Genomic DNA, 11,719 nt, shown 5'->3' on the forward strand with positions numbered 1-11,719 from the left:
ACTTACTCCTGTCTAAACATTGCTTTGATTTGAACCAACTGAATAGTTGGTTCTTTTAATTGTTGTAGATGATCATCACTAATTAGTGCTTTCATAAAGCTATCAATCTGTGTATCAATCGTACGCATCAGTAGAATCACCGCCGTCGTAACATTTTGGTCCGCCAGCTTCAATGGCGTCTGCAGATGGCTGACAATAACTACATGATCAAATAAATTTTCATTAATGATGTGCGGCATTATTATGCCTGGATCAATGATGGTCGAACCAACCTGTTCACGCCCCACTAACTGTTGAATTAATTCATTCTGTAAATCCGGTTCCTTAGTCATGAGATGACCTAATTGATATAACCAATCTTGATAATCTTTGACTTGCTTTAAATTGACTAATTTAAATTCCATCTTTAACTCCCAATAGTTGTCCCAAGCGTTTTTGATCTTGAACCGTAAATAAAGCATTCGTTAGCATCACGCATTCCTGGTTATGAGCTTGGACCTCAACTGTGGTAATAATCAGATCAATTCCCTGATACCGTTCAGGATGAGCCTCGTACTGTGCTTTTGACGTAATCCCGACAATCTCTAAATTTGGAAAGCGTTTATGAACCTTGGCGCAAAGTAATTTGGACGTTCCAACCCCACTTGCACACATTACTAGTGCTCGTTGATGAAATTCGGTTTCTTCAAAGTATTTGGCAAAATATAGCGTGATAAAGCCAACCTCATCTTCATCAATCGACCAGGGTAACGAAAGGCTAGTTTGTGCCTGCTGAGCTAAATGCTGGACCCGCGCAAATAATTCCCCATACTCTAATTTAATGTCTGGCAATAGTTTATTAGCCACTTGAATCTGATTGTTAAGCCGATTCATCATCGGCCGCAGATGACTTATCAAATCATTCCGTAAGGTCTGGATTCCAGTAGCATGCTCATCCAGATCAAAGCCGTTTAGAAAGGTTTCCACGAGTCGATTACATAGGGGAGTCGAATGGGAATCATAAATGACCTCATGACTATACCGCATGGATAATAGGTACTCGACCAGCGAATTAATTTCGGTTGGTTCAATCGAATGCTGAACATACTCCCCGACATTTTGCATAACATTTTTAGCAACTTTTAAAATGATCGGCTGCGCATGAATAAGGGCTTGATCTTGCGGTGATAATTGAATACTCTGACTTGCCTGGACCTTTCCTGTTCGATACCGCTTCATTAAGACGTACAGATGCGAGAAAATGTTGATATTGTAAGGATAGGGAATCGAAGTTTGAAAAGACCGTTGAATTAATTCCAACTGAGCAGTTAAAAACTGCTGATCATAATTCCCCATATCAGGAAACCGGCTCGCAAAATCGCGAATGGTTTCCACATTCATCGCGTTACTCTGCATTAAAACCTTATTGATCAACCGTCTTATCGCTTGCTCATCGCCTGCAATCGATAATCGATTGCCACGGCGGAGTAACTTCAAGTGATAAGTAGTTAAGATTTTCGTTAAATGCTGGAGATCATACTGCATCAAGTCATAACTAACATGATACGGTTCGTAAAGCTCATCAACTCGACAGGTTAAAGGTGAAGTAAATAATAATTTTGTCAAGATTGCGTTACGTCGTTCGACTGGGGTTACTCCAATAAAGTCAGCCGCCAACGGAAGTTCATTACTCAACATTAAATAGCGATCATAATCTAGCAACAATCCTTTACCACGTTCGGAAATAATCACTGGTTGACCAAAAGATTGGTTAATTTCTTTAACGGCCCGATAAATCGTTTTCGTCGATAACTTCAAGTCCTGAGCTAATTGATGAGCCGTCAAAAAACCATCCGCTTTAAGTAAAGCCGCGATTACTTCTTCCCGTTTCTTTATCATGATACCTCCCTCCTCAATCATCATTTTAGCTAAATAAAGTTTACCGGAAATTAAAAACGTGTCCATAGCTATGGACACGTTTGAATGTTATCTCACATGTTTAAGATTATTTACTAACGTTGCTGACGCAACTCTTCTAATGACGCAATGCCTAATTGATCCATTAATGGAACTAAGCCCTTAGCAATCCGAGGAATCGCATCCCAGTGTTTGAAATGCGCTGTTCCAACAGCAATGGCATCCGCTCCGGCAAGGAAGAATTCGATCACATCAGCTGGGGTTTCAACTCCCCCCATCCCGATAATAGGTAAATTCGTTACTTGACGAACTTGATATACCATCCGCACTGCAATCGGCTTTACCGCGTGGCCCGAAAAACCACCCATACCTTTGCCCAGTACCGCTTTACGGGTTCGAATATCAATATGCAAGCCCAAGACGGTGTTGATTAAGCTCAGACCATCAGCTCCCCCAGCTTCAGCCGCTCGCGCAATCTCAGTAATGTCAGTGACATTAGGTGTTAATTTGACATACACAGGAACGTTACCGGTGACTGCTTTCACCTGGCTAGTCAGTGATTCGACCGTTTTGGGATCAACGCCAAAGGACATTCCACCCGAAGCCACATTTGGACAAGAAACATTTAATTCCAGTGCGTTAGCTAAACCAGATTGAGCTAGTTTTTGGGCTACTTCCACGTAATCACTTTCAGTATCACCACCAATTGAAGCCACAATTGGTAGAACTGGATACTGTTGATGGAAGTTAAACATCTTATCGTTAATGACGGCTTCCACTCCCGGATTTGTTAATCCGACTGAGTTTAAGACCCCATCATCTAATTGGGCAATTTGAGGTTGGGGATTCCCGGTGGTTGCTTGTGGTGTGGTCGTTTTCATAACCATTGCCCCCATTTGATTTAAATCAAATTTGCTAGCTCCCGCAACATCCCCGAAGCCAAAGGTACCTGAAGCCGGCATTAAAGGATTCTTCATTGATAAACCCGGAATATTAATTGCCAATCGATTTGACATAATAAACTCCTTTCTTAAAGGGCCACGGTCGTAAAGGCCCGGCTTTCTAAGGCTCGTAATAGCGCATCCACCGTATCAAGTGGCGTTACTACTGGAATATGGTGTTCAATCGCTGTTTGTCGAATAATAAAGCCATCCGAATTTTGTTCATAATCATGACCCATGGTATTAATCACAAGATCTACTTGATCGTTGAGTAGAAGATTCATAATATTGTCTTCCCGTTGATCATGGATCTTATGAACAACCGTCGTATGTAAGCCATTATTCCGCAAGAAGTCAGCCGTTCCTTCAGTTGCTATTAAGCGATAACCAATTTTGGCAAAACGTTTCGCTAATGGCAGGATTTCGTCCTTATCGTTATCTTCAATCGTCAATAAGACCGATCCATTGTCAGGTAAGGTCATCTTCGCTCCAGCAAAGGCTTTGTAGAGAGCTTTTTCAAAGGTTGAATCCGTCCCCATGACTTCACCAGTTGATTTCATTTCGGGACCAAGATAACTATCCACATCCCCTAATTTGCTAAATGAGAAGACCGGTGCCTTGACGTGAACCATGTGCGATTCTGGATAAAGCCCAGGGGCAAAGCCTTGTTCAGCTAAGCTTTCACCCATGATCACTCGAGTGGCCACTTGAGCCATTTCCACCCCGGTAATCTTGCTTAAGAATGGGACAGTTCGACTGGCCCGCGGGTTAACTTCTAGAATGTAAGCCTCCCCATCATGAATAATAAATTGAATATTCATGATCCCAATACATTTTAGCGCCACGGCCAACTTTTCAGTAGCAGCGACAATCTGAGCTTTCACATCTTCGTTAATGTTTTGTGGTGGGTAAACGGCCATCGAGTCTCCTGAGTGGACTCCCGCCCGTTCAATATGTTCCATAATCCCCGGCAAGAGCACTTGATGGCCATCACAAATCGCATCCACTTCACATTCCCGACCGACCAAATAAGAATCGACCAGGATAGGGTGTTCTTCGGCTACCGTTTCATTTTGCGCTAGATATTCTTCTAGCTCGTCTTGGTTATATACAATCTCCATTGCTTTACCACCCAAGACATAACTTGGTCGTACTAGGACGGGATAGCCGATTTCCGTAGCGGCATCAATCACCCCTTGATGGGTCGTTGCGGTCATCCCAATTGGTTGTTTAAGACCTAAGTCTTTAATAACCTGATCAAATACTTCCCGATCTTCAGCGGCATCCAAGTCTTTGACAGTGGTACCCAACACTTTTACACCATGGGCATCGAGTCCCGCAGCTAAGTTAATGGCCGTTTGGCCCCCAAATTGAACAATAACCCCCACTGGTTGTTCCAAATCAATCACATTCAAAACATCTTCTAAGGTTAATGGTTCAAAGTACAATTTGTCCGAAATGGAGAAATCCGTCGAAACCGTTTCGGGATTCGAATTCATGACGATCGCTTCATAGCCTAACCGTTGCAGGGCCCGCACACAGTGAACTGTGGCGTAGTCGAATTCGACCCCTTGCCCAATCCGAATCGGACCAGATCCAATTACCATGACCGACTTTCGGTCTGATTGGTGGCTTTCGTTTTCTTGCGCATAAGTACTGTAGAAATATGGGGTTTGGGAATCAAATTCGGCCGCACAGGTATCAACCATCTTGTAAACCGGCACAATCCCATTAGCTAACCGTAATTGACGAACCTCATCACTGGTTTGACCCCACAGGCGAGCAATTGTTGGGTCACTAAAGCCATAACGTTTAGTTAATCTCAAGCTTGCGACATCCCCAACATGGTCAGCCACCGTAGTTTCCAATTCCACCAGGTGCTTTACAATATCCAAGAAGTAAGGCGTGATTTTAGTTAATTGGAAGAGTTCATCAATAGAGTAACCCCGCCGAAAGGCTTCCGCTAAGTAGAAAAGCCGATCATCTTGAACATGTACTAATTGCATCTCTAAATCAGCATCACTAGCAGCTTGTGCTGTTGGATAGGCCAAATCGGCTTGATCAATTTCTAAGGAACGCACGGCCTTTAATAAGGCTTCTTCTAGGTTCCGTCCAATGGCCATCACTTCACCGGTAGCCTTCATTTGACTCCCTAAACGACGGTCAGCATGAACGAATTTGTCAAAGGGCCACCGGGGAATTTTAGCCACGACATAATCTAAAGCCGGTTCAAATTCAGCATAAGTCGTTTCAGTAACCGGATTTTTAATCTCATCAAGCGTCAAGCCGACCGCGATCTTTGCCGCCATCTTAGCAATTGGATATCCCGTGGCTTTAGATGCTAAAGCCGATGAACGCGACACCCGTGGGTTCACTTCAATGACATTATAGTGATAACTATTAGGATCAAGGGCTAATTGGACATTACAGCCCCCTTCAATCTTCAAGGCACGAATTAACTTTAATGCACAGTTACGAAGCATTTGATATTCGCGATCCGACAAGGTTTGACAGGGAGCGATAACGATCGAGTCACCAGTATGGATTCCCACAGGATCAAAGTTTTCCATACAACAAACGACCATGGCATTATCAGCTGAATCCCGCATAACTTCAAATTCAACTTCTTTATAGCCGGCAATTGATTTTTCAATTAAACACTGTGTGGCCGGTGATAATTCCAAACCGTTTTTGGCGATTTCGCGTAATTCTTCCTCATTATCACACATACCACCACCAGTTCCCCCCATGGTAAAGGCTGGGCGAACGATAACCGGATAACCAATTTCATTAGCAAAATCTACAGCACCATCGACCGTTTCAACAGTTTTGGAAGGTGGAATCGGTTCGTTTAAGTCTTGCATTAATTGCTTGAACTTTTCCCGATCTTCCGCTTGATCAATTGAGGCTAATTGGGTTCCTAAGAGTTGAATGCCCAATTCATCCAAAATTCCGGTATCTGCTAAAGCGACGGCAAGATTTAAGCCAATTTGCCCTCCCAGGGTCGGTAAAATGGCATCTGGAAATTCTTGGCGGATAATTCGACTTACTGATTCAACGGTTAAGGGTTCAATGTAGACATGGTCAGCAATTTCGTTATCGGTCATAATCGTCGCTGGATTAGAATTTACCAAGACGGTTTCATAACCTTCCTCGCGTAAGGCCATACAAGCTTGGGTCCCTGAATAATCAAATTCAGCTGCTTGTCCAATAATGATTGGCCCTGACCCAATAACCATAATCTTATGAATATCTGTCCGTTTAGGCATTCGTACGGTCTCCTTTCCGTTGGTCAACCAGACTTACAAAATCATCAAAAATACTATCAGCATCATTTGGACCCGGAGCAGCGTCCGGGTGAAATTGAACTGAGAAGGCTGGATAGTCACGGTGACGTAAGCCTTCAACAATCCCATCGTTTATTTCTTCGTAAGTTACCATTAAATCCGTGTTCTTCACTGATTCCGGATCAACAGCATATCCATGGTTTTGCGAAGTAAAGGCAATCTCCCCAGTAGCAATATTACGGACAGGGTGATTAAAGCCGCGGTGTCCAAATTTCATCTTAAAAGTTTGGGCCCCATTAGCTAAGGCAAAAACCTGATGCCCCATACAAATTCCAAAAACCGGAACATGCTTTTCAACTTCAGCCACCATCTCAGCTGCGGCAGTCATTTCTTGTGGATCACCAGGACCATTACTCAAAAGTACGCCATCTGGATGAAGGTTTAAAATTTCTTCTGCCGTGGCCGAGTACGGTAAAACGGTCGTGTTGCAACCCCGCTTAGCCAATTCTTGCAAAATACTGTGTTTTAGACCAAAGTCCACTACCACGATGTTGCGTTCTAAGCCGGGATTAGGATACGGCGATTTTGTTGATACCTTAGCGATAATCCCCTTCGTTGGTTGTGCTTCATGTAAATCTTCAATAATTGCATCCAAGTGATCAACATCCGCAACCAAGGTCCCGCGTAAGGTCCCGTGATACCGGAGCTTACGCACTAGTTCACGTGTATCAATGCCCTTTAAGCCCGGTACATCAATTTGCTTAAGGTAATCTGGTAAACTCCCTTGCATCCGCCAATTGCTCGGTACCCGGGCCACCTCATTACAAATAACCCCTTTAGTTTGCGGTTGTAAAGATTCGTCGTCATCGACATTGACACCATAGTTACCAATCAAGGGATTCGTAAAGACCAGAATTTGATTAGCATATGATTGATCCGTAATTGCTTCTTGATAGCCCGTCATCCCCGTGGTAAAGACAACTTCACCGACGGTTTCCGTGTCCGCACCAAAGGCTTCTCCGGCATAAACTGTGCCATCTTCTAGTACTAGATACCGTTGCATTTTAGTCCTCCTTGGCTTGATAAACAATTTGTCCGTCAACTAATGTATAGATCGTCCGGCCATAGACATGATCACCAGTAAAAGGTGTGTTCTTCCCCTTTGATAGGTAATCACTTTCTTTAATTTCATATTCGTGATTTAGATCGAAAATGGCTAAGTCTGCTGGTTGTCCAACTTCGATCCGTCCCGCACCATCTAAATGGAAAATATCTGCTGGATTGGTCGCCATGAGATCTAAGAGCCGTTCCAAGCTTAAAGATCCTTGCTTAACCAAGTGGGTATAACATTCAGCGAAAGCGGTTTCACTCCCAGTAATGCCATTAGCAGCACAAGAAAAGTCATTTGGTTTATCGTCAACCGTATGCGGAGCATGGTCGGTCGCGATCATATCAACCGTGCCATCCTTCAGGGCTGCTTGTAAGGCCGCTCGATCATCGGTATGGCGGAGCGGAGGATTCATTTTATAATTAGAATTTTCGCCATGAATTTCTTCATCACTTAACAATAAATGATGTGGTGAGGCTTCACAAGTTACCGGTACGCCCTTTTCTTTTGCGAATTTGACCATCGCCAAACTTTCCTTCGTGGAAATATGACAAATGTGGTACTGAACACCCGTGTCGTTAGCTAATACTAAATCCCGAGCAACTTGAGCTGACTCAGAAACACTCGGCGCACCTGGAATTCCTAATTCTTGGGATCGCTTTCCTAGGGTCATTTTGCCGCCAAATAATAAAGATTCATCTTCAACATGGGCCGCAATGGGAAGCCCAGCTTTAGCTGCCCCCTGCATTGCCCGGTACATAGTCCCCGCTAATTGGACCCCATTCCCATCATTGGAAAGTGCAAAGGCCCCGGCATCCTTAACGCCGGCATAATCCACTAAATCATCACTTAAACGCCCCATGGTAATCGAGGCGTATTGTTTAATGTGGACCACCCCTTCTGTTTGGTTACGTTCCACCATGTGAGCAATTTTAGCTGGTGTATCGGGAACTGGATCAACGTTCGGCATGGCACCAACAGTCGTGAAACCACCGTGTGCCGCCGCCATTGAACCGGTTCTAATCGTTTCTTTTTGAGTCAAGCCGGGATCTCGATAATGAACATGAACATCAATTAGGCCAGGCGAAACTAAGAGATTCTCCGCATCGATCACCGTGTCGACACTTTGGGGATCGATTAAGTCATGACCTAAGGCTTGAATACGACCATCCTTAATCAGGATATCAGTATTTACCAAGTGTCCACCGGTATAAACTTGACCATGTTGAATTAAGGTTTGCATTATGCTAATCCTCCTAAATGACGGCCTCGCATGACGGCTTCCAACATTGCCATCCGCATAAAGACCCCGTTTTGCATTTGCTGATAAAAGAAGCTCTTGGGTGCTTCGACTAATTCGGACACAATTTCAACATCCCGGTTAATCGGCCCTGGATGACAGATGATGGCTTGGTCTGGCAATCGGTCATAGCGAGCTTGATTAATCCCGTATTGATCACAATAGGCTTGAACATCAAATTGCGCTTCGGTCTGGTCGTCATGGCGTTCATGTTGGACCCGTAAGAGCATTAAGACATCGAGTTGATCTAAGATGTCGTCAAGTTGAACATATTGACCATAGGCATCGAATTCATGGCTAAACCAGTATTCTGGACCTGCAAAATAGATTTGAGCTCCTAAGCGATGTAACAGTTGCATATTACTTTTGGCCACCCGCGAATTTGTAATATCTCCAACAATTGCTACTTTTAAGCCGTCAAAATGACCAAACTGCTCGTGAATCGTCATCATATCGAGTAAACACTGGGAAGGGTGTTGACCACTTCCATCTCCTGCGTTAACGATTCCTATGTCAAGTTGTGAATTGGCTGGGCGCTCGGTAGTTAATTGACGATAATAATCATTAGCGCGATCGCGAATCACGGCTAAATTCACCCCAATGGCACTCATGGTCAAACAAGTATCATACATCGATTCACCCTTGCTAACTGAACTATGGCCGGCATCAAAAGTAATTTCTTGTAGTCCCAACTTCCGTTCGGCCATCGCAAAACTATTGTGAGTTCTGGTTGAGTTTTCAAAAAACATGTTTGTAACGTATACCGGTTCGTCTAATTTTGGACTTGGTTCCCCGTGTTTAAATTCTTCTGCCCGTTCAATTAAGGCGTGGACCTCTTCGTTAGTCAATCCTTCAACCGTTGTAAAATATGGCAAGCGTAGTAATTTAGCCATCATAAACTCCTTCAATCACTCGAACTACATCAAGCCTAATAAACAAATAACCCTCCACTGTGGTCAGCACAGTCGAGGGTCATTACAATACACGGGTATTATATTTTGCCGTCACCTTGCTGGCCTCACGGGACCTGCTTAAAGGACTTTCAATGTTATGTTTATTTTACTTGGTTTCCGGATGCTTGTCAAAATGATTCCAGTTAAATTTTAAGCCTGACTACGACTAGGCATAATTAGATTTAAAATAACCGCCGTAATTGCCGCAATCGCAATTGGTGAACCTAACAAATATTGCACCATTTGTGGTGAAGCATTCATGACCTTAGTAGGTAACAAAATGATGGCTAAGGTTAAGACAATTGGGATTCCAATAATATATAGATCACTTTCACCAGTCTTTGTCCGCCGGATAACATTTAAACCATTCAACATGATTGTCACTGTAATAATCGCGAAAACCCCACCAATGACTGGTGCTGGAATAGCAGACAGGAAAGCAGACAATTTAGTGAAAAAGCCTAAAATAATGAACCAAATCCCGGCTGATATAAAGACTCGCTTACTTGCGACTCCCGTAATGGAAACAATGCCCGCATTCGTCGAGTAACCAGTAACTGGTGTCGCACCGGCAATGGCCGCTACTAAACAGCTTAAGCCTTCACCAATAATTCCGCGGTTCCATTGGCGATCCGTTATTTGGTGATTGGTCACTGCTCCCATGGCAAACCAAGTTCCCGTCGTTTCAGTAGTCAAAATGGCATAGATAATGATAAAAGTTAAAATCGCCGTAAGATCAAAATGAATCCCCCAATGAAACATAGTCCGCTGAGGTAATCCGATCCAGGCCGCATCAGCCACCGTCTTCCAGTCAAAACGTCCCATCATGGCACTAACAAGCGTCCCTACTAATAAAGCGATCACAATCGATCCCGTTTTAAATAACTTCTGCACGCGTGGGAATCGAATACTAATAGCCACACAAATCAATAAAGTCAAAGCGGTGATACTTGCTAAAATCATGTTTTGATATATGTTTCCACTGGCTTCAAAAACATTGTCATTTAAGGCTGATGGAATTAAAGATAAACCAACACAGGTGATAATCGTCCCGCCAACAACTGCTGGGACTAAGGTATTAATGATTTTTTGAAAGACACCTGATAACCCTAATAAAATTAGTACGATAGCACCCACAGTTAAAGCACCTAATAGGGTTGCCATACCGCCGTGATTTAAACCACCGCTAGCTAAAACTACCCCTGCTGCGGCTCCTAAAGGTACGAATGAAGGTCCTTGAGAAACCGGCATCTTCATAAAAATCGCCGTTTGTAAAATGGTACCAATTCCGGCCGCTAAGAAAGTAGACTGTAGTAAGCCGGTCGAATTTGCAGCCCCCATTGCTAATGACCCAGCTAAGATAATTGGTGGGACATAAACATCCATTGCTAAAACATGTTGTAAGCCAAGTAAAGTCGCCTCTCCTGTTGGTACCTTATCATCAGGACCAACAACTAATGAATTCTCAATCTGATCTGCCATAAATAATCCTTTCATAATATAGAAACTAAAAACTTTGTCCATATTATCATCTAACTAATTTAAAGTAAACGTCTCAGATAGCAATATAAATGTTTTCTAGTAAACGATTTCATCTTGATTAAATCAGTCTAAATCGAAAAGAATTAAGTGCTTTTCACCGAGAACTTATTAAACTTTAATGGCCATAAACACAAAAAAACCAGGAAAACCCTGGCTCAATCGTACTAGAAATCTATACTAGTGACTAAAACTATGTTTAGTTGTAAGTGCCTCCGGTGGGGGTCGAACCCACACTCCCAAACGGGAACTGGATTTTGAGTCCAGCGCGTCTGCCAATTCCGCCACAGAGGCATAATCTAACTAAAAGGTGGTAGTCGGATTCGAACCGACGATCAAGGTTTTGCAGACCCACGCCTTACCACTTGGCTATACCACCAGATAGTATAGATAATCTAACTTTAAGGGCGGTATATGGGATTCGAACCCATGCATGTCGGACCCACAAACCGATGTGTTAACCAAACTTCACCAATACCGCCATATTAAACTAAGCAGGGATAGTAGGAATCGAACCCACAATGACGGTTTTGGAGACCGTAGTTATACCGTTTAACTATATCCCTATAATAGAGTGGCGCGGGACGGAATCGGACCGCCGACACACGGAGCTTCAATCCGTTGCTCTACCAACTGAGCTACCGAGCCATAACATCTAACGATGTAAATGGAGGATACAGGGCTCGAACCTGTGA

The 11,719-nt window shown here is 43.5% G+C and carries 8 protein-coding genes and 5 tRNA genes; all 13 read right to left on the reverse strand.

Annotated elements, in window-relative coordinates:
• Positions 1–2: 2 nt before the first annotated feature.
• A complete protein-coding gene (locus tag FC60_RS07730) occupies positions 3–404 on the reverse strand; it encodes a PTS sugar transporter subunit IIA (RefSeq protein WP_056937838.1) in 402 nt (133 codons plus the stop codon).
• The gene (locus FC60_RS07735; RefSeq protein ID WP_056937839.1) at positions 394–1,878 is read right to left on the reverse strand and encodes a BglG family transcription antiterminator; all 1,485 of its coding nucleotides are present in this window, start codon (positions 1,876–1,878) and stop codon (positions 394–396) included. The genes FC60_RS07730 and FC60_RS07735 overlap by 11 nt, the downstream gene beginning before the upstream one ends.
• 113 nt (positions 1,879–1,991) lie before the next feature.
• Entirely contained in the window at positions 1,992–2,912 is a 921-nt protein-coding gene (locus FC60_RS07740; protein WP_056937840.1) for a dihydroorotate dehydrogenase, read from the reverse strand.
• Between the two features lie 14 nt (positions 2,913–2,926).
• The gene (gene carB, locus FC60_RS07745; RefSeq protein WP_056937841.1) at positions 2,927–6,106 is read right to left on the reverse strand and encodes a carbamoyl-phosphate synthase large subunit; all 3,180 of its coding nucleotides are present in this window, start codon (positions 6,104–6,106) and stop codon (positions 2,927–2,929) included.
• On the reverse strand, positions 6,099–7,187 hold the full coding sequence (locus FC60_RS07750; RefSeq protein ID WP_056937842.1) for a carbamoyl phosphate synthase small subunit: 1,089 nt from the start codon (positions 7,185–7,187) through the stop codon (positions 6,099–6,101). The genes carB and FC60_RS07750 overlap by 8 nt, the downstream gene beginning before the upstream one ends.
• Before the next feature lies 1 nt (position 7,188).
• Positions 7,189–8,475, reverse strand: coding sequence for a dihydroorotase (locus FC60_RS07755; RefSeq protein ID WP_056937843.1), 1,287 nt, complete (start codon positions 8,473–8,475; stop codon positions 7,189–7,191).
• A complete protein-coding gene (locus FC60_RS07760; RefSeq protein WP_191978593.1) occupies positions 8,475–9,428 on the reverse strand; it encodes an aspartate carbamoyltransferase catalytic subunit in 954 nt (317 codons plus the stop codon). The genes FC60_RS07755 and FC60_RS07760 overlap by 1 nt, the downstream gene beginning before the upstream one ends.
• A gap of 207 nt (positions 9,429–9,635) precedes the next feature.
• On the reverse strand, positions 9,636–10,967 hold the full coding sequence (locus FC60_RS07765; RefSeq protein WP_056937845.1) for a uracil-xanthine permease family protein: 1,332 nt from the start codon (positions 10,965–10,967) through the stop codon (positions 9,636–9,638).
• Positions 10,968–11,234: 267 nt separating this feature from the next.
• Positions 11,235–11,318 (reverse strand) — tRNA-Leu (locus tag FC60_RS07770).
• A gap of 14 nt (positions 11,319–11,332) precedes the next feature.
• Positions 11,333–11,403 (reverse strand) — tRNA-Cys (locus tag FC60_RS07775).
• A 27-nt stretch (positions 11,404–11,430) separates the two neighbouring features.
• Positions 11,431–11,505 (reverse strand) — tRNA-His (locus tag FC60_RS07780).
• A gap of 14 nt (positions 11,506–11,519) precedes the next feature.
• Positions 11,520–11,590: transfer RNA gene (locus tag FC60_RS07785), tRNA-Trp, on the reverse strand.
• Between the two features lie 9 nt (positions 11,591–11,599).
• Positions 11,600–11,672 (reverse strand) — tRNA-Phe (locus tag FC60_RS07790).
• Positions 11,673–11,719 lie beyond the last annotated feature (47 nt).

It is taken from the genome of Limosilactobacillus gastricus DSM 16045 (assembly GCF_001434365.1).
Lineage (GTDB): Bacteria > Bacillota > Bacilli > Lactobacillales > Lactobacillaceae > Limosilactobacillus > Limosilactobacillus gastricus.

Excerpts from the sequence above, each read along its gene's own strand:
- FC60_RS07730 (WP_056937838.1), bottom strand. The coding sequence starts at position 404 with ATGGAATTTAAATTAGTCAATTTAAAGCAAGTCAAAGATTATCAAGAT.
- FC60_RS07735 (WP_056937839.1), bottom strand. The coding sequence starts at position 1,878 with ATGATAAAGAAACGGGAAGAAGTAATCGCGGCTTTACTTAAAGCGGAT.
- FC60_RS07740 (WP_056937840.1), bottom strand. The coding sequence starts at position 2,912 with ATGTCAAATCGATTGGCAATTAATATTCCGGGTTTATCAATGAAGAAT.
- carB (WP_056937841.1), bottom strand. The coding sequence starts at position 6,106 with ATGCCTAAACGGACAGATATTCATAAGATTATGGTTATTGGGTCAGGG.
- FC60_RS07750 (WP_056937842.1), bottom strand. The coding sequence starts at position 7,187 with ATGCAACGGTATCTAGTACTAGAAGATGGCACAGTTTATGCCGGAGAA.
- FC60_RS07755 (WP_056937843.1), bottom strand. The coding sequence starts at position 8,475 with ATGCAAACCTTAATTCAACATGGTCAAGTTTATACCGGTGGACACTTG.
- FC60_RS07760 (WP_191978593.1), bottom strand. The coding sequence starts at position 9,428 with ATGATGGCTAAATTACTACGCTTGCCATATTTTACAACGGTTGAAGGA.
- FC60_RS07765 (WP_056937845.1), bottom strand. The coding sequence starts at position 10,967 with ATGGCAGATCAGATTGAGAATTCATTAGTTGTTGGTCCTGATGATAAG.